This window comes from uncultured Paenalcaligenes sp. (assembly GCF_947630565.1).
Classification (GTDB): Bacteria; Pseudomonadota; Gammaproteobacteria; order Burkholderiales; family Burkholderiaceae_B; genus Paenalcaligenes; species Paenalcaligenes faecalis.
The window spans coordinates 32,020-50,245 of sequence record NZ_CANRIC010000004.1 but is presented as its reverse complement, the minus strand read 5'-3'; the positions used below and the strand labels follow the sequence as shown (position 1 = coordinate 50,245).

Sequence of the window (18,226 nt, the reverse complement as noted above, 5' to 3'; positions counted from 1 at the left end):
TCTGAAGGCAGGCCATGGCTGAACTATCGACTATTGCCAGACCTTACGCCGAGGCTCTTTTTGCGTCTACACGCAATGAGGGGACGCTAGAGCAGTGGTCGGCCCTGTTGTCCGAAATGGCTCAGGTGGCCGGTCACCCAGAGGTTAATAAAGTACTAGCTACACCAGGACTTTCTAACCAACAGCGTTACGAGCTTTTTGCAGGTCTGATGAAAACCCCGCTTTCTGACAAAGCGCGGAACTTCCTTGAATTGCTGGTAGGCAACGAGCGAGTATTGCTTTTGCCCCAAATCGCCGAGCAATTTGAGGTTTTAAAACACCAACTCGAGGGTACTGAGTTGGCGCACATTACGAGCGCCTATGAATTAAGCCAAGAGCAAGTCAACGATCTCGTTGCCGGGCTCGAAAAGAAATTCGGCTTAAAACTTATACCCGAGGTGACCGTGGACGCTGCTCTGATCGGTGGTGTACGCGTAATGGTTGGTGACCAAGTACTAGACACTTCCGTGCAGGCCCAGCTGGCCCGTATGCGCGACACACTGGCAGCTTGATCGCCGGCCAGATTACAGGATTCCAGGAGTCTGAACATGCAACTTAACCCGTCTGAGATCAGCGAACTGCTAAAAAGCCGAATTGAAGGCTTAAGCGTGTCCACAGACGTTCGCACCCAAGGCACGGTGGTATCCGTGACTGACGGTATTACTCGTATCCACGGTTTATCCGATGTGATGCAGGGTGAAATGCTTGAATTCCCCAACAACATTTTCGGTTTGGCGCTTAACCTAGAGCGTGATTCCGTTGGTGCTGTGGTTTTGGGTGAGTACACTAGCATTTCCGAAGGCGACCCCGTTAAAACAACAGGTCGTATTCTAGAAGTTCCCGTAGGCCCAGAATTACTAGGCCGCGTGGTTGATACGCTAGGTAACCCGATCGATGGTAAGGGCCCTATCAACGCTAAAGAAACTGACGTTATCGAAAAAGTTGCCCCTGGGGTAATTGCACGTCAATCTGTTGATGAGCCTCTACAAACCGGTATTAAGGCGATTGACGCCATGGTACCGATTGGTCGTGGTCAGCGCGAGCTTATCATTGGTGACCGTCAAACAGGTAAAACTGCGGTTGCTGTTGATACGATCATCAACCAAAAAGGTAAAAACGTTAAATGTATTTACGTTGCGGTAGGTCAAAAAGCCTCCACAATTAACAACGTAGTACGTAAACTCGAAGAACACGGTGCATTGGAATACACCATCGTTGTGGCAGCTCCTGCATCTGAGTCCGCTGCTATGCAGTACTTGGCTCCTTATGCTGGTTGTACTATGGGTGAGTACTTCCGTGACCGTGGTGAAAACGCGCTAATCGTATACGATGACTTGACTAAACAAGCTTGGGCTTACCGTCAAGTATCTCTACTATTGCGTCGTCCTCCAGGCCGTGAAGCTTACCCTGGTGATGTGTTCTACTTACACTCTCGTCTACTAGAGCGTGCAGCTCGTGTAAACGCTGAATACGTAGAGAAATTCACAAACGGTGCAGTAAAAGGTAAAACCGGTTCTTTAACTGCGTTACCTATTATTGAAACCCAAGCAGGTGACGTTTCTGCTTTCGTTCCAACCAACGTAATTTCAATTACTGACGGTCAGATTTTCTTGGAAACTGACTTGTTCCACGCTGGTATCCGTCCTGCGATTAACGCGGGTATTTCGGTGTCACGTGTTGGTGGTGCGGCGCAAACCAACGTAATGAAAAAAATGTCTGGTGGTATTCGTACCGACTTGGCTCAGTACCGTGAATTGGCTGCTTTCGCGCAGTTTGCTTCTGACTTAGACGAAGCAACTCGTCGTCAGTTAGAGCGTGGTCGTCGTGTTGTTGAGCTATTAAAACAGCCACAATATGTAACACTACCTGTATGGGAAATGTCTGTCGCTCTATATGCTGTGAATAACGGCTACTTTGATGACCTCGAAGTTGAGCAGGTATTGCCATTTGAAAAAGCGCTTAAAGACTCGCTACGCAGTAAACACGCTGATTTGGTTCAACGCATTGCTGATAACAACAAGCTCAGCAAAGAAGATGAAACTGAATTAGCTGCTGCTATCGCAGACTTTAAAAAGAACGGCGCATTCTAACTCATAGGCACATTGAGTGGGCCTGCATAAGCAGGCTCAACAATGCCTTTACAGGAAAGTGTGATGGCCGGAATTAAAGAAATTCGTACAAAGATCAAGAGCGTACAAAATACGAGCAAGATCACCAAAGCCATGGAGATGGTAGCAGCATCCAAAATGCGCAAAGCGCAGGAACGTATGCGTGCTGGCCGTCCTTATGCAGTTAAAGTGCGTCAAATTGCTGCACGTTTAATGCAGGCACACCCTGAGTACACACACCCTTACATGGTTGAAAGCAAAGAGCTAAAAGCTGTGGGGATTGTGATGATTACTACAGATAAAGGGTTATGTGGTGGCTTGAATACCAACATTACGCGTTTGGTATTGAATCGTTTGCGTGAGCTCGCTGACAAGAATGTCAAGGTTCAAACCACTGCTTTAGGTAGCAAAGGTGCGTCAACGTTGGCTCGTGTTGGTGCGAACTTGGTCTCCCAAGAAGTCCAGTTAGGCGATGAACCTAATCTTTCTCGTTTGATTGGCGCAGTAAAAGTGCAGCTTGATGATTACATGGATGGCAAAATTGATGCCGTTTACTTAGCCGGTACTCGCTTTGTGAACACCATGAAACAAGACCCTATGTTTATTCGTTTATTGCCATTGCCAAGCGGTCTAAAAGACCCCTTTCAAAATGGTGAGGATGAATCCGTTGAGGCCGCACAAGATGTAAATAATTCCGAGTATGGCTGGGATTACATCTACGAACCTGATGCAAAGACCGTTATTGATGAGCTATTACAGCGCTACGTCGAAGGTCTAGTTTACCAGGCAGTAGCTGAAAACATGGCATCGGAACAATCGGCACGTATGGTTGCAATGAAATCTGCTTCCGACAATGCCTCGAAGGTCATTGACGAATTACAGTTGGTTTACAACAAAACTCGTCAGGCTGCTATTACTAAAGAGATTTCTGAAATCGTGGGGGGAGCCGCTGCGGTTTAATTATCGCTAGGCTTACCGTATACGTTATTAAGCAAGGACTAAACATGAGCAACGGTACCATCGTTCAGTGCATCGGCGCCGTGGTGGATATTCAGTTCCCCCGCGACAGCATTCCAAAGGTTTATGATGCACTCAAGCTAGTTGATGCAAATTCTAAATTTGCAGAGGCCGACTTAACTTTTGAAGTGCAACAGCAATTAGGTGACGGTGTTGTCCGCACTATTGCTATGGGTTCCAGTGATGGTTTACGCCGTGGTATGGGCGTATCAAACACAGGTGCTCCTATTTCTGTGCCTGTAGGCACAGGCACCTTGGGTCGTATTATGGACGTCTTAGGCCGTCCTATTGATGAGGTTGGCCCTATCGAGTCAGATGAGACTCGCGCCATTCACCAAGACGCCCCTAAATTTGATGAGCTATCTCCTTCGGTTGAGCTACTCGAAACCGGCATTAAAGTAATTGACTTAGTTTGCCCCTTTGCTAAAGGTGGTAAGGTAGGTCTGTTCGGTGGTGCGGGTGTAGGTAAAACCGTTAACATGCTCGAACTAATTAACAACATCGCTAAACAGCACAGCGGTCTTTCCGTTTTCGCTGGTGTAGGTGAGCGTACCCGTGAAGGTAACGACTTCTACCACGAAATGGCTGAAGCAGGCGTGATTCAATTAGACAACCTAAAAGAATCCAAAGTCTCCATGGTGTTCGGACAGATGAACGAACCTCCCGGAAACCGTTTGCGTGTTGCGTTGTCAGGCCTAACAATGGCTGAAAAATTCCGTGACGAAGGTCGTGACGTGTTGTTCTTCGTGGATAACATTTATCGTTACACCCTAGCCGGTACAGAGGTATCCGCTCTATTGGGACGTATGCCTTCAGCGGTAGGTTATCAGCCAACATTGGCTGAGGAAATGGGTAAGCTTCAAGAGCGTATTACATCAACAAAAATCGGCTCGATTACATCGATCCAGGCTGTTTATGTACCTGCGGATGACTTGACTGACCCATCACCAGCAACAACTTTCTTGCACTTAGACTCTACCGTTGTATTGTCACGTGATATTGCTGCCCTAGGTATCTACCCTGCGGTTGATCCATTGGATTCCACAAGTCGTCAGCTTGATCCTCAAGTTGTTGGCGAAGAGCATTACGCTATTGCTCGCGGTGTTCAGCAAACACTACAACGCTACAAAGAGCTACGCGATATTATTGCGATTTTGGGTATGGACGAGTTGTCTCCTGAAGACAAACTGCTTGTTGCCCGCGCACGTAAAATCCAACGCTTCTTGTCTCAGCCTTTCCACGTAGCTGAAGTGTTTACTGGGGCTCCTGGTAAATTTGTTTCGTTGGCTGAAACACTACGCGGCTTTAAGATGATTGTTGATGGTGAGTGCGATACTCTACCTGAACAAGCTTTCTATATGGTTGGTGGTATTGACGAAGCCTTCGAGAAAGCCAAAAACCTATAATAAGGATTGACTCATGGCAATGCTTCAAGTTGACGTAGTCAGCGCTGAAAAATCAATGTTCTCTGGTGAAGCCAAGTTTGTGGTGTTACCAGGTGAATCGGGTGAATTAGGTATTTTACCTGGTCATACACCATTGATTTCACGTATTCGTCCGGGCACCATGAAAATCGAATTAGCCGACGGCACTGAAGAACATATCTTTATTGCCGGCGGTATTCTCGAGGTTCAACCCGGTAAGGTAGCAGTATTGTCTGATACCGCAATTCGTGCAGCAGATTTGGATGAGCAAAAAGCCCTCGAAGCACGTAAACGTGCCGAAGACGCTTTACGCAATACCAAAGACAAAGCGGATATTGCTGTAGTTGAAGCTGAACTTGCCATGTTGGCGGCTCAAGCTGATGCTGCTCGCAGATTCAGCAAAATCTCACGTCATTAATCGTGATTTTGCTTTGCTAAAATAGGCGCCTTATGGCGCCTATTTTGTGTATGGCCTACGTATTTATACGCTACTGTTTTTCGTTAAATTGCGCTAACTACGAATGGTCTGAATTGAGTTTGGTTTTTATGATGAAGACAGAATATAAAAATCACTCAAGGAGACCATCATGAATACAGTGAAAAATATCGTATTGCTTATTGACCAGCAAAGCCAGTGGGCTCAGGTTTATGCTGGGACGTATAAAAACGTGAATGTGCATTCACTCCCATTTGAGCCTCTGCTGATAGGGGATTCGGTGGATCAGGGCTTACGTCATTGGGCGCTTAGCTTATTACATTATGACTTAGCCTTAGTGGCAGTTAGTCCTACTAATCTGTCTTGGGTGCGTAGTCAGCTACATCACGCAAGACGACATTTACGTACTCCTATCTTAGCGATAGTGCAAAATTTGAAACCTATTGCTATTCAAGATGTCATAGATGCAGGTGCGGATGATTTCATCACGGACCAGAACCTCAAAACAGAGCTACCTATTCGTGTTAAGCTTTTGCTGCAGCGATTACAAAAAAAACTGAATTATGGTTCTTCATCTACCATTTCTACTGCGGAACAAAATGCACTAAATGATGAGTATTTAGTTTCTGAAAGCTCAGCCCCTTTAGATGCTTATACCGCAGCAGTAGCAACTCGTTATGCTACGCACAGTCAGCCTTTTCAACAGGCCAAGAATACAGTGGTTCAACGTTTTGAAAAGGCGTATATCCGTGCGATATTAGTTCGCAATCAGGGTAATATTACGCGCGCAGCGCGCGCTGCCAATAAGCATAGACGCTCCTTTTGGGAGCTCATGCGAAAACATAATATTGATGCTGACGTTTATCGGGTATCTGCCTGCCCAGATCAGCATCAATTCGTTAAAATAAGCAGGCATTGATTATTTAGGAATTGCCGTGTCATTACCTCAACTTAAAAACGATATTTTGTTACGCTCTTTGTTGCGCGAGCCAGTTCCCTACACGCCGGTTTGGTTAATGCGTCAGGCAGGTCGTTACTTGCCCGAATATCGTGCTACTCGTGCAGAGGCTGGGTCCTTCATGGGATTAGCACAGAACAAAGAGTATGCTTGCGAGGTAACTTTGCAGCCATTGCGCCGTTTTGATTTAGATGCGGCAATTTTATTTTCAGATATTCTTACTATCCCGCATGCCATGGGCTTGGGGCTGGATTTTGTCGAAGGCGAAGGCCCGCAGTTTGCCCACCCGGTTCGTAACGAAGACGATGTAAAGCGTCTCGTTGTGCCGGATATGTCTAAACTGCAATACGTTTTTGATGCCGTGCAGTTAATTCGTAAAGAACTAGACGGCAAAGTGCCTCTGATTGGCTTTGCTGGCAGCCCTTGGACTATCGCTTGTTATATGGTCGAGGGCCAAGGCTCAGCAGATTACCGTCTCATTAAAGGCATGATGTATGGGCGTCCTGATCTAGTACACCAAATGCTAGAGATCAACGCTCAAACAACGATTCAGTACCTAAATGAGCAGATTCGTGCTGGTGCTCAGGCGGCAATGATTTTTGATAGCTGGGGTGGTGTGATGGCAGATACTCTTTTCCAAGAGTTTTCCTTGCAGTACACCAAAAAAGTGGTTGATGGCTTGATCCGCGATAATGACGGTCGCAAAGTTCCCGTCATTGTCTTTACCAAAGGTGGTGGTCAGTGGCTCGAGGACATTGCCCAGTGCGGTGCAGATGCGGTAGGGGTGGACTGGACGGTTAATCTCACTAACGCTCGTCAACGCTTACAAGACAGCGTGGCATTCCAAGGTAATATGGATCCAATGGTGATGTTCGGTGGTGAACAAGCCATCCGTAAAGAGGTTCGTCGTGTGATTGACGACTTTGGGGTAGTGGGTAATGGCGGTCATGTCTTTAACTTTGGCCATGGCATTTCACGCTTTACTGATCCTGATATGGTGAAAGTACTGGTGGATGAGGTTCATAGTTATAGCGCTAAGCATCACAAGGGCTAACTCACCTTAATCTAATTTTCTAGGCTCAAGGTTTCTTGGGCCTTTTTTGTCAAAAAGCCAACATGAATAAATACTGGTTACGGGTGGCGCTTGATGTGCCTTTGCCGGGGTTGTTTGACTATTACCATACGCAGCCGGTGGTGATAGGCGTACGAGTACTGGTTCGTTTTGGTCCACGACAGTTGATTGGTATGGTCATTGAGACCCCGAACGAACCTCAGTTTCAGGCAGATCAAGTCAAAGCCATCGAGATGGTATTGGATGATATGGAGCCTATGTCAGCCCAGTGGTTAGATTTAGCTCAGTTTGCAGCTAATTATTATCAAAGACCGTTGGGCGAGGTTGTGATGCCCGTTTTGCCTGCCCCTTTACGGCGTCCTGCTGCTTATACAGGAAAGCGGGCCGACGGAGGGCCTGTATCACGTTTGCGCAAACGTAAGAAAACAGCAGGAAAAAAAATAAAAGCAAAAGAGGCTCCTATTCTGAATGCAGAGCAACTGCAGGCCATAGATACAATTAGGACTCAATCCGGGGCTGCACGCTATCTGCTATATGGCATTACGGGCAGCGGCAAAACAGAAACCTATATGCAGGTGGCACTGTCTGTTTTAGCCCAAGGTAAGCAGGTGTTGTTCATGGTGCCGGAGATTAACTTGACGCCACAGTTTGAGCAAACGTTACGTCAACGCTTGGTTAATGCAGAGGGGCAGCCATACCAAGTTGCCGTTATGCACAGTGCGCTTGCTGATGGAAAACGCCTAGAGGCATGGCTTAATACCGCAGAGGGCAGTGCGCACGTTTTATTAGGTACAAGGATGGCTATTTTTGCCGCTATACCTAATTTAGGCTTGATTATTGTCGATGAGGAGCACGATAACTCATACAAACAGCAAGATGGGTTGCGCTATTCGGCACGTGACCTAGCGGTTTGGCGGGCTCAGCAGATGCAAATACCAGTTGTTTTAGGTTCTGCCACGCCCTCTCTAGAAAGCTGGCATCATGTGCAAAAAGGTCACTATCAGTTATTAGTGTTGTCCCAAAGGGCAAAACGGGTTCCTCTACCTACTATTCAGTTGATTGATACCCGTCGCGCGCAGTTAGATCAGGGCTGGTCACCTCAGCTTCTAGAGGCCCTAGAGCAGACCTTATCTGCTGGTAAACAGTCCTTAATCTTTATCAACAGAAGAGGCTATGCTCCTGTTTTGCACTGCGGTTCATGTGGGTGGCTGAGTCAATGCCCCCATTGCTCAGCCTATGCGGTGCTGCATAAAGGCGCTAGGCATTATATGCAGTGCCATCATTGTGGTATTCAAAGTCCGGTCGCTAAGCATTGCCCTGATTGTGGTAATGTGGATTTAAAACCATTAGGTAAAGGCACTCAGCGTGTAGAGGAATACTTATTAGCGCGTTTTCCACAGGCTCGCATACTACGTATCGATGCAGATACCACCCGTCGTAAAGGCAGCGCAGAATCCTTGTTTGCACAGGTTCATGCCGGAGAGGTGGATATACTGGTTGGGACTCAGATGGTATCTAAAGGGCATGACTTTAGTCATCTCGCTTTGGTTGGGGTGTTAAATGCTGATACGATGCTTTTTGCACAGGATTTTCGTGCTCCCGAACGTTTGTTTGCCCAATTGATGCAGGTGTCAGGTAGGGCTGGTCGGCATTATGATGATGCACGGGTTTTAATCCAGACAGACTACCCAGATCAGGCTGTGTATCAGGCGCTACTCAAACAAGACTATGAACTTTTTGCTCGACACGAATTAGAGCAGCGCGAAACCGTCGGTTTACCTCCCTACGCTTATTTAGCGTTAATTACAGCCGAGTCCAAAACCATTGATCAGGCTTTGGCTTTTTTAAATACTGCCAAACAGTGGGCACAGCATCCTCAAATGCCTGGGGCCAACCGCGTTTTCTTATATGATGCAGTCCCCTTACGTATTGTGCGAGTTGCAAACATAGAGCGAGCGCAGCTGCTAATCGAAAGTCAGCATCGCATGGCTTTGCAGATTTTTTTAAAAACATGGGGGGCACAACTAGATGAACTGGCCAAGCACTACCGCTGTAAATTTACCCTCGAGGTCGATCCACAGGATATTTAAATCATTATGTCTGCTGTCGCTTTAGGATTGAATCCCGCCCAGAACGAGGCGGTACGCTATTTGAATGGGCCTGCTTTAGTTTTGGCCGGTGCCGGTAGTGGTAAAACACGTGTTATTACTCAAAAAATTGCCTATTTGATTGGTGAGTGTGGTTATAGTGCGCGTCGTATTATCGCCTTAACTTTTACGAATAAAGCGGCGCTAGAAATGGCTGAGCGAGTTCAAGATCTATTAGAAAAAAAACAGTCTAAAGGACTAACGATCAGTACGTTTCATTCATTGGGTTTAAAAATACTACGCGAGGAAGCCGAGGCAGCAGGACTAAAACCGCGCTTCTCTATCATGGACTCGAATGATACTTTAGGCATTATCCAAGAGATTTTGGCAACCACAGATAAAGGACGCTTGCGGGCTGTACAACAAGATATTTCATTATGGAAAAATGCGCTATTAAACCCTGACGCGGCGGCAAATGCGATTTTAACGCCTAGCCAAGCAGAGTCAGCCAAGGTCTATCGTAGTTATGATGAAACCCTAAGAGCCTACCAAGCGGTTGATTTTGATGATTTAATCCGACTTCCAACTCAATTGTTAGAACAAAATGAGCAGGTTCGTAAGCGTTGGCAGGAGCGTGTGCATTATTTGTTAGTGGATGAGTATCAAGATACCAATACATGCCAGTATCGGCTAGTACAGGCTTTGGTGGGTGATAGGGCGATGTTTACAGCTGTGGGGGATGATGATCAGGCCATTTATGCATGGCGTGGTGCAACAGTAGAAAACCTACATCAATTAACACTCGATTATCCTGATCTAAAACTGATCAAACTAGAGCAAAACTATCGATCTAGTCAGCGTATCCTAGAGGCCGCTAACAATGTGATTGGGCATAATCCTATCGTCTTTGGGAAAAAACTTTGGTCAGATTTGGGTATAGGTGAAGGCATTAAAATTAAAGATTGCGATGATGAACAGTCAGAATCTGAGTGGGTAGGTATTAGCCTATCAGCGGAAAAATTTGAGCGTAAGGCCCAATGGGGTGATTTTGCTGTGTTGTATCGTAGTAATCAGCAAGCACGTTTAATTGAGCAGCAATTACGTGAGTTACGGATTCCCTATGTAATGAGTGGGGGACAAAGTTTTTTTGATAAAGCAGAGATCCGCGACATATTGGCTTATATACGGCTAATAGCAAATCATGATGATGATCCTGCATTTATTCGGGCGGCTACTACCCCTCGTCGCGGCATAGGGCAAGGTACACTAACACAGCTAGGTGCTGTTGCCATGGAACATAAAATTTCTATGTTCGAAGCAATACATGCCATTTCGTTGACAGAGACCTTGGCAGAAAGACAGTTAAAGCCTTTGCAAGTATTTTCCGAATTCATTACCCGCTTACGGGTAAAGGCAGAGCGCACAGGGCGTGAGGGTGCGGTGGTGTTAGATGAATTGCTTTCGGCAATTAATTACGAAGGCTATCTCTATGACGTATTTGATGATAAGCCTGCCTTGTCTCGTTGGCAAAACGTGTTAGAGCTAACAGGCTGGCTTAAGTCAAAGGCGGAGCAAGATGAGATGAGCCTGCTCGACCTCTCCCAGCATGTGGCCTTGATTACTATGCTAGAGCGTAACGGTCAGGATGATGAAATTGATGCGGTGCATCTTTCTACCTTGCATGCGGCTAAAGGACTGGAATATAAACACGTTTTTTTGATAGGGGTAGAAGAAGGTTTGCTCCCGCATTTAGGACGAGACGATGAGGATATTCCGGTAGGCCAAGAAGAAACCGTTATGACTCAGCGTATCCAAGAAGAGCGTCGTCTTATGTACGTGGGTATTACACGGGCTCAGCGTAGTTTACGTCTTAGTTGGTGTAAGCGTCGACGCAGAGGCAAAGAATACACCGTCCGAGAAAAATCTCGGTTTATTACAGAAATGGGCTTAGCCGAAACGGCAATAGTAGAGGCTGCTGAGGCACATATGAGTCCTAAACAGCGGTTAGGTATGTTAAAGGATCTTTTGCAAAAATAAATCTACTCAAATTTATTTAGTTTTCGCTTTCTCTCACTGTTACTATTATAGAAGAGATAAATTGAACCTACATTTTTTAAATAAGATCTGTTGAATACAATATGCAGAAAGCTGTACTGCTAGCACCCGGCATCATGTTGCTCTTTGCCTTGGTATTTCTTGGGCTTTGGTATCAAGTTAGAGATCGTCGTTATCTGCTCTGGTTTTCATTAACTTGTGTTATGTATACCGGCGGTATGATGCTGCGATTTTTTGGGTATTTATACCCAATAGGTACACTATTTAGTAGCTCCAACTTATTGTTTTTATTCGCTTCCATCTTAGTTGGTTCAGCCACCTTGGAACGTCGAGGAGCTGTCTACCCTAAACGACTTGGGTTTTTATTGGCAGGTGCTTTTGCCGTTATTTTTTTACTATTAGAACTACAGTTAATTAGTGAAAGATGGTTTAGCTTATTGGCAAATTTCACATCGATTTTAGCTTTTTTATGCGTTTTGTTTGTTTTGTTTCGATTGCCTAATCGTAGAAAAATAGATGTATTAATTCTACTTTTCCTTTTTGTATATGTCATTCAGTTTTTAATTAGAGGCCTTTGCCTTCTATCTTGGTCTGATTATGAATTTACTTTAGGCTATCAGGCTCCTGCCTGGGTCTCTTTGCAACTGCTTCTTTTTTTTATTAGTATTGCTTATTGTTGCTTGATTTTATTTGCCTCTTTTTCTGATTTGTACAATGAGCTACGTAGGGCAAATAATTATGATGGCTTGACGGGTTTGTTAAATCGTAGTGGACTAGAGTTTCAGCTTTATAAGAAATTTAAAAATAATGACTTTTATCTTGTCATTGCAGATCTAGATCACTTTAAAGTTGTTAATGATAATTATGGTCATCATATTGGTGACCAGGTGTTGGTGTACTTTTCGCAGGTTTTAAAAGCGCATTTTTCCGATAAAGCTATTGTGTCCAGATGGGGCGGAGAGGAGTTCTTATTGATTTTACCTATTGCATCAGAACAAGAACTTTTGGCTAGTTTGCAGCCATTGTTGTCTCATTTGAATCAGACTTGTTTTACATTTGATGGCAATGAGATTGCAGTAACCGCTAGTTTTGGTGCGGCTAAGACGAATTGCCTTAATTGGCAAAAGTCGTTTATTAAAGCGGATAAAAAACTGTATGAGGCTAAATCCAATGGGCGTAACCAATTACGCATTTAACATGTTTTTCGTCTTAAAGAACGAGCATTTTGCTCTAAATGGAATGAAAACAAGCAAAAAAAACCGCGTTTAAAAACGCGGTTTTTTTGCTTTATTAAGACCTAGTAGTACAGGTGAGCAATTGAGTGTGCTTGTTGCATACGTGCTTCGTACATAGCTTCAGCCACTTTAATCATGCGATTAGAGAATGCATGAGCTACTTTTTTAAGACCTTTAACCATGGTTTTGCTTAATTCTTTTACTGACACAGCCTCACCATTGCTAAGAGCTCGGTTCATAACAGAGCGCTCTAGGGAGTCACTCCAACGTGTGTATTGGTAATCAGTAGATAGAGTAGCCATGGAAAAATCCTTAGTTAATAAAGCCTTAGAGCTGACAGTATTATAATTATAGGGTTTACCCTAGTCGCAAGTCAAGGGTAAACCCTAGGTTGGGATTAAGTGTGGTTATTCTGCTCAGGCAAAGTTATGAGAAATGCGCTATCTTTGATTGTTAGGGTCAATTATTAAAAGGGAGCGTGTATGGCAAACTCGATGATTTCTCGTTGGCAGCAGGGTTATGGGCCAATTCAACATAGCCAAGAGACGCAAATGGCGATTGCTCAGATGGCGCAACAGTTGGTGGACGAGGCGAAGCAGCCAAATACAGAGGCCGTATATGAAAAGCTGATTGCCTTGGATCATTTGACAGCAGCGGGAATGTGGCTGGTTGTACATATGACCTATGCCAATCGGGTGCGATTGGACGGTTCAGCCTTAGAGGCAGATGATTTTAAAGTGCAACCAGAAGGCCATACTGGTGGCGCCTTAAATATGGTGCCTGCTTATGCTGCCTATATGACGTTAAATGCACTCACCGGTGAGACTCGTGCTTGGCTTATGGGGCAAGGTCATAGCGTAGCTGCGATTGAGTCCATTAATGTGCTTTTAAATAATTTACATCCTGAACAGGAACAGGCCTATGGTGGGGGTGAGGCTGGCTTAAACCGGTTATTGCAGGATTTTTATGGTTATGGCTTAGCCGCTGATGGTTCTGCTTCTGCTCCCTTGGGGAGTCATGTGAATCCACATACGGCAGGTGGGATTATCGAAGGTGGCTATTTAGGTTTTGCTGAGTTGCAATATGCACATATGCCATTACCCGGCGAAAAGTTAGTCGCTTTTTTATCGGATGGTGCAGCAGAAGAGCAGCGAGGCAGTGATTGGATTCCACGTTGGTGGCGAGCAGAGGATTCGGGGGCAGCCTTACCAATCATGATTGCCAATGGTCGTCGAATTGAGCAACGTACACAAATGGGCACCTTAGAGGGGTTAAGTGATTTTATCGATCATTTGAAAGGGTGTGGCTTTGATCCTATTGCGTTTGATGGTAGAGATCCGGCTATGTTTGTTTATACGTTATGGGACATGGAACAACGTTTAAAACAACGTGTGCAATTAGTGGAAGCGGGACATCTGCAGTATCCGCTGTCGATCCCGTATGGTATAGCACATACAACAAAGGGGTTTGGGTTTTATGGTGCGGATGAAAATGCCGCTCATAACTTACCCTTGCCCGCTAATCCCCATGTAGATGAAACGGTGCGCCAGCTCTTTAATAAGTATGCAAAACCATTATGGGTGAACCCTACAGACCTCGCTCGTAGTTTGACGATCTTACAAACACACCAAGCGCAGCAGCGTGTATTAGAAAGAGATAATCCCGTTGCGAATCGTCATCCAGTAGAACCGGTATTACCTGAACTCCACTTTGTGGATAAAGGCACAATGAGTAGTCCGATGGCAGCGTTGGATCGTTATTTTGTGGAGTTGGTAGAGAAGAATCCGCAGTTACGTCCTCGGGTCGGAAATCCAGATGAACTGGCAAGCAATCGTTTATTGAGTGTCTTAAAAACCCTCAAGCATCGAGTTAGTGATCCAGAAGGGGATAATGAATCCATTCATGGTGCTGTGATTACAGCACTCAACGAAGAGGCCGTTGTATCAGCATGTATAGGTAATCAGAGTGGGTTGAACCTAGTCGCTAGTTACGAGGCGTTTTGTGTAAAGATGCTTGGGGCTTTACGTCAGCGTATTATTTTTGCTCGTCAACAAAAAGAAATAGGTCGTCCTGCCCAATGGATTAGCTGGCCAGTGGTGGCGACGTCTCACACTTGGGAGAATGGTAAGAACCAACAGTCTCATCAAGACACGACGTTTGCCGAAGCCTTATTAGGTGAAATGAGTGATGTGTCTAGGGTGATTTTTCCGGCAGATTACAATAGTTTTATGGCGGTATTACCATCTATTTATGCGAGTCGTGGGCAGATTGCTTGTGTGGTTGCCCCTAAGCGTGAACGGGCCGCGTACTTAGCACCAGAACAAGCAAGGCTTTTGGCAAGGGATGGGGCGGTAGTGCTGGATGAGTATCATGGACAGGAGCCGGTGCTGTTATTTGCAAATGGTAGCTATCAGCTAGAGCAAATACAGGTTGCGGCCCAACGCCTTAAAGATCAAGGGCATGGCTATAGATTAGTGTATATTCAGGAGCCAGGTAAACTACGTCACGCACGAGATGTCTATGAGCTAGAGCAGGTGATTATCCCTGAAAAGTTAGCCGAACTATGTCCTGATTATTTCGTACACCGTATTGCGTTAACGCACATGCGCCCAGAGGTGTTTCGTGGCCATTTGTGGCATTTGTTTCCACATGCTTTCACCAGTTCCGTGTTGGGTTATATCAATCGTGGTGGGACATTAGATGAGTTTGGTATGCAGTTTGCAAATAATGCAACATGGGCACATGTGTTAAAAGCATATGCACACAGTACCAAAACAAAATTGCAGGACTATTTAAGTTCCACAGAGGTGGATGCAGTGCTGGGGGTAGGTGATCCCTTAGTATTAAAAACGTATTAAACAACAAAGGGGCCTCAAGGTCCCTTTTTTAATGGTCTCACTTGTGTTTTTTTCAAAAAAGAAGAGGTTATTTCATTGTTAGGACTAAATAGCGTCTAAAACACAAAATGACTACATAATTTTGATATTATTCTTAATAAATGTATCGTTTCTAAATATACGTAGATAACACAGAGGAGACATTATGTCCGCAGTCAATTCAATAGGGATTATCGGTGCTGGTGCCATGGGGCAAGGTATTGCACAAATTGCAGCACAGGCCGGTTATATGGTTCGTTTATTTGATGTGCGTGAAGCGGCTATTACGCAGGCCCAAGACCAGCTAGGCAAGATTTGGGCACGTCAAGTAGAGCGAGGCCGCATGAGCCCAGAGCAAGTACAGCAAGCTCAAACGAATCTAATTGCTTGTACCGATTTAGCGCAAATGAGCGATGTGGATTTAGTGGTAGAGGCTATCGTAGAAAATTTGACGGTTAAGCAGGATTTATTTAAACAGCTTGAGTCCATTGTTAGTGATACCTGTATATTGGCCTCGAATACGTCTTCACTGTCGATTACCGCCATAGCACAAGCCTGCGAAAAACCGAATCGAGTCGCAGGCTTTCACTTTTTTAATCCAGTGGCATTAATGAAAGTGGTCGAGGTAATAGAGGGCTTACGAACAGATAGCTCAGTCTGTGATCAGTTGGTCATTATTGCTAAAAAAATGGGCCATACCCCTGTACGAGCTAAAGATATGCCGGGGTTCATCGTGAATCACGCGGGTCGCCCCATGAATATCGAAGGCTTAAAAATTGCCCAAGAGCAAGTTGCTGATTTTGCGACTGTAGATGCCATTATGCGTGAGCAGGCTGGTTTTAGAATGGGGCCTTTTGAGCTGATGGACTTGACGGCGTTAGATGTGTCACATCCCGTGATGGAGTCTATTTACAATCAGTTCTATCAAGAACCTCGCTTTAGACCTTCACCAATTACTGCCGTACGGTATGCTGGTGGGATCTTAGGTCGTAAAACAGGCGAAGGATTTTATCGCTATGTGGATGGACAAAAACAATTGCCGGAGACTCTACCTGCACCAGAACATAAAGCAGGCTTAAAGGTTTGGTTGGCTCCTTTGCATCCAGAGGGCTATGCACGCGCACATGCGTTACTAAGCACACTAGATATCGTTTTGCTAGAAACCGAAGAAGCCCCTGACGATGCCTTGATCGTGGTAACTCCTTACGGAGAGGATGTGGCGACGGTTGTGGCTAATTTTGGTTTAGATGCGGCACGTACAGTCGCCTTAGATACAGCTTTTGGCTTAGAGACAGGTCGTCGTCGCGTAGTGATGCGTTCTTTACTTACTGATGATGCATGGACAGAAAGTGCTGTGGCGCTATTTGCTAGTGATGGCACAGAGGTGAGTGTGATAGAGGACTCCGCAGGTTTTGTAGCGCAGCGTTTGGTGGCCTCAATCGTGAATGGCGCGTGTGACATTGCACAGCAAGGTATTGCTACAGCAGAGGATATTGATACGGCGGTTTCTTTAGGACTTGGCTACCCACACGGAGGCCCACTTTCTGTAGGTGATCATGTAGGGGGCGATTTGCTTTTAGAAATTTTGCAGTCCATGCAATTTGTGACAGGGGATATGCGTTATCGCCCTAGCTTATGGTTGCAGCGTCGAGTGCAATTAGGGGTATCTTTACGTACAACACGCTAATTGTTATAGCTAATAAAAAAGCCTCGTTCATCAGAGCGAGGCTTTTTTTATGCACGAAAGCAAATTAACGTACTTGTTCGACCATGTATAGAATGGCTGCGCGTAGATCGTCATCCGATGCATTCATAGCTGTACCACGGGGGGGCATGGCGCCTTTACCCGAGATAGCAATCTGCAACATGGTATCTAGACCTGTTTCTATGTAAGGCGCCCAGGCTTCTTTATCACCAAATTTAGGAGCACCTGCTACGCCAGAAGCATGACAGACGAAACAAGAGGCATCGTAGAGACCTTTACCGGTCGCGAGTTGCTCTGCTGTAGCAGCAGGGATACCACCAGCAGCAGCGGGGGCTGTGGCAACCGCAGTGCTTGCCGTTTTGTCTGCAGCAGGAGCTTCGGCTTTATCAGCGGGTTTTGCCTCGCCGTCAGCATCACCTGGCTCAGCAAAACTAGCGCCGGCTTCGTTTGCCATGTAAACCATAGCTCGCTCAACCTCTAGGTCTTTAAGAGACGTGTTACCGCCTTTAGCTGGCATAGCACCCTTACCTGTTAAAGCAACGTTCAACATGGCTTCGTAGCCAGTTTGAATGTAAGGCGCCCATGCGGCCTTATCGCCAAATTTAGGAGCACCAGCTACGCCTGTTGCGTGACAGGTGGTACAGGTTGCCTCGTAAACCTCTTTACCTGTTTTTAATGGACGCTCGCCTTCGACCACATTGAGGGTAAATTGAGCCACAGGCTGGATTCTAGAGGCAACACCTTCGGAGTTGTCCAAGCGTGCTTTACCTGTTCGTAAGTCATTGGTGTTTTGGTCAATGAAAAACATCGCTGCACCAACAGCGATTAAGAACACCATTGCTAGCCAAAAAATTTGGGTAGGGTTTTTGACGTGAACAGATTGTGCATCGTCGTTATTCTGAGATTTTTGTTCCGTAAGGCTCATAGTCAGATCCTGCGAATTCGTACAGAGTGGGTTGGCGGACCACCGAAAAATGACTACTGGGGCCGCAAGATTTATGGGTTGGTATGTACCAATGTGTAATTATAGCGAACTAACAGCGCTATGGGTGTATCTATGATTTGAGCTAGATTTTACCGCTAAAAAAATTAAACTCAACAAATTCTATTATACGGGGTAAAATGGTTTATTAAGCGCCCGTAGTTCAATGGATAGAATTAGAGTTTCCGAAGCTCTCGATACAGGTTCGATTCCTGTCGGGCGCGCCAGAATA

General features: G+C 45.6%; 14 protein-coding genes and 1 tRNA gene. 13 read left to right on the top strand and 2 right to left on the bottom strand.

What is annotated here, in order from left to right; translation table 11 throughout:
- The first annotated feature begins 14 nt into the window (after positions 1 to 14).
- The 10 genes from Q0Z62_RS01690 (at position 15) to Q0Z62_RS01645 (ending at position 12,392) form a co-directional block, all read left to right on the top strand.
- Complete coding sequence (locus Q0Z62_RS01690; protein ID WP_269900609.1) at positions 15 to 551, top strand: F0F1 ATP synthase subunit delta; 537 nt, start codon at positions 15 to 17, stop codon at positions 549 to 551.
- Between the two features lie 36 nt (positions 552 to 587).
- Positions 588 to 2,129 carry a F0F1 ATP synthase subunit alpha gene (atpA, locus tag Q0Z62_RS01685; RefSeq protein ID WP_269900608.1) on the top strand — a complete coding sequence of 514 codons (1,542 nt, stop codon included), beginning with the start codon at positions 588 to 590 and terminating at the stop codon, positions 2,127 to 2,129.
- Between the two features lie 63 nt (positions 2,130 to 2,192).
- Positions 2,193 to 3,107, top strand: a complete 915-nt coding sequence (gene atpG / locus Q0Z62_RS01680; RefSeq protein WP_269902217.1) for a F0F1 ATP synthase subunit gamma — start codon at positions 2,193 to 2,195, stop codon at positions 3,105 to 3,107.
- Between the two features lie 44 nt (positions 3,108 to 3,151).
- Entirely contained in the window at positions 3,152 to 4,570 is a 1,419-nt protein-coding gene (gene atpD, locus Q0Z62_RS01675) for a F0F1 ATP synthase subunit beta (RefSeq protein ID WP_298050319.1), read from the top strand.
- 13 nt (positions 4,571 to 4,583) lie between these two features.
- Positions 4,584 to 5,006 (top strand): F0F1 ATP synthase subunit epsilon, encoded by a 423-nt coding sequence (locus Q0Z62_RS01670; RefSeq protein WP_269900606.1) that lies wholly within the window; start codon positions 4,584 to 4,586, stop codon positions 5,004 to 5,006.
- 169 nt (positions 5,007 to 5,175) lie between these two features.
- Positions 5,176 to 5,943 (top strand): helix-turn-helix domain-containing protein, encoded by a 768-nt coding sequence (locus Q0Z62_RS01665; protein WP_298050318.1) that lies wholly within the window; start codon positions 5,176 to 5,178, stop codon positions 5,941 to 5,943.
- A 16-nt stretch (positions 5,944 to 5,959) separates the two neighbouring features.
- The gene (hemE, locus tag Q0Z62_RS01660; RefSeq protein WP_269900604.1) at positions 5,960 to 7,036 is read left to right on the top strand and encodes a uroporphyrinogen decarboxylase; all 1,077 of its coding nucleotides are present in this window, start codon (positions 5,960 to 5,962) and stop codon (positions 7,034 to 7,036) included.
- A gap of 62 nt (positions 7,037 to 7,098) precedes the next feature.
- On the top strand, positions 7,099 to 9,144 hold the full coding sequence (locus Q0Z62_RS01655; RefSeq protein WP_298050317.1) for a primosomal protein N': 2,046 nt from the start codon (positions 7,099 to 7,101) through the stop codon (positions 9,142 to 9,144).
- A 6-nt stretch (positions 9,145 to 9,150) separates the two neighbouring features.
- Positions 9,151 to 11,178 (top strand): UvrD-helicase domain-containing protein, encoded by a 2,028-nt coding sequence (locus Q0Z62_RS01650; RefSeq protein ID WP_298050316.1) that lies wholly within the window; start codon positions 9,151 to 9,153, stop codon positions 11,176 to 11,178.
- 101 nt (positions 11,179 to 11,279) lie between these two features.
- Positions 11,280 to 12,392, top strand: a complete 1,113-nt coding sequence (locus Q0Z62_RS01645) for a GGDEF domain-containing protein (RefSeq protein ID WP_298050315.1) — start codon at positions 11,280 to 11,282, stop codon at positions 12,390 to 12,392.
- 101 nt (positions 12,393 to 12,493) lie between these two features.
- Here the strand turns inward: Q0Z62_RS01645 and Q0Z62_RS01640 are convergent, their stop codons facing one another.
- A complete protein-coding gene (locus tag Q0Z62_RS01640; protein ID WP_269900601.1) occupies positions 12,494 to 12,733 on the bottom strand; it encodes a hypothetical protein in 240 nt (79 codons plus the stop codon).
- Between the two features lie 180 nt (positions 12,734 to 12,913).
- Here Q0Z62_RS01640 and Q0Z62_RS01635 point away from each other — a divergent pair, with 180 nt between their 5' ends.
- Positions 12,914 to 15,289 carry a xylulose 5-phosphate 3-epimerase gene (locus tag Q0Z62_RS01635; protein WP_298050314.1) on the top strand — a complete coding sequence of 792 codons (2,376 nt, stop codon included), beginning with the start codon at positions 12,914 to 12,916 and terminating at the stop codon, positions 15,287 to 15,289.
- 184 nt (positions 15,290 to 15,473) lie between these two features.
- Positions 15,474 to 16,994: a 3-hydroxyacyl-CoA dehydrogenase gene (locus tag Q0Z62_RS01630; RefSeq protein ID WP_298050313.1), complete on the top strand. Its 1,521-nt coding sequence runs from the start codon at positions 15,474 to 15,476 to the stop codon at positions 16,992 to 16,994.
- 64 nt (positions 16,995 to 17,058) lie between these two features.
- Here Q0Z62_RS01630 and Q0Z62_RS01625 read toward each other — a convergent pair whose 3' ends face one another.
- Positions 17,059 to 17,937: a c-type cytochrome gene (locus Q0Z62_RS01625; protein ID WP_298050312.1), complete on the bottom strand. Its 879-nt coding sequence runs from the start codon at positions 17,935 to 17,937 to the stop codon at positions 17,059 to 17,061.
- A 209-nt stretch (positions 17,938 to 18,146) separates the two neighbouring features.
- On the opposite strand from Q0Z62_RS01625, the gene Q0Z62_RS01620 reads away from it, so the two are divergent.
- A tRNA-Arg gene (locus Q0Z62_RS01620) sits at positions 18,147 to 18,221 on the top strand.
- Positions 18,222 to 18,226: the final 5 nt, after the last annotated feature.

What these genes read in the sequence shown, in the direction of transcription:
- Q0Z62_RS01670 (WP_269900606.1), top strand. Translation starts at nt 4,584, where the DNA reads ATGGCAATGCTTCAAGTTGACGTAGTCAGCGCTGAAAAATCAATGTTC.
- Q0Z62_RS01650 (WP_298050316.1), top strand. Translation starts at nt 9,151, where the DNA reads ATGTCTGCTGTCGCTTTAGGATTGAATCCCGCCCAGAACGAGGCGGTA.
- atpA (WP_269900608.1), top strand. Translation starts at nt 588, where the DNA reads ATGCAACTTAACCCGTCTGAGATCAGCGAACTGCTAAAAAGCCGAATT.
- Q0Z62_RS01630 (WP_298050313.1), top strand. Translation starts at nt 15,474, where the DNA reads ATGTCCGCAGTCAATTCAATAGGGATTATCGGTGCTGGTGCCATGGGG.
- atpD (WP_298050319.1), top strand. Translation starts at nt 3,152, where the DNA reads ATGAGCAACGGTACCATCGTTCAGTGCATCGGCGCCGTGGTGGATATT.
- Q0Z62_RS01690 (WP_269900609.1), top strand. Translation starts at nt 15, where the DNA reads ATGGCTGAACTATCGACTATTGCCAGACCTTACGCCGAGGCTCTTTTT.
- Q0Z62_RS01665 (WP_298050318.1), top strand. Translation starts at nt 5,176, where the DNA reads ATGAATACAGTGAAAAATATCGTATTGCTTATTGACCAGCAAAGCCAG.
- Q0Z62_RS01635 (WP_298050314.1), top strand. Translation starts at nt 12,914, where the DNA reads ATGGCAAACTCGATGATTTCTCGTTGGCAGCAGGGTTATGGGCCAATT.
- Q0Z62_RS01645 (WP_298050315.1), top strand. Translation starts at nt 11,280, where the DNA reads ATGCAGAAAGCTGTACTGCTAGCACCCGGCATCATGTTGCTCTTTGCC.
- atpG (WP_269902217.1), top strand. Translation starts at nt 2,193, where the DNA reads ATGGCCGGAATTAAAGAAATTCGTACAAAGATCAAGAGCGTACAAAAT.
- Q0Z62_RS01655 (WP_298050317.1), top strand. Translation starts at nt 7,099, where the DNA reads ATGAATAAATACTGGTTACGGGTGGCGCTTGATGTGCCTTTGCCGGGG.
- Q0Z62_RS01640 (WP_269900601.1), bottom strand. Translation starts at nt 12,733, where the DNA reads ATGGCTACTCTATCTACTGATTACCAATACACACGTTGGAGTGACTCC.
- Q0Z62_RS01625 (WP_298050312.1), bottom strand. Translation starts at nt 17,937, where the DNA reads ATGAGCCTTACGGAACAAAAATCTCAGAATAACGACGATGCACAATCT.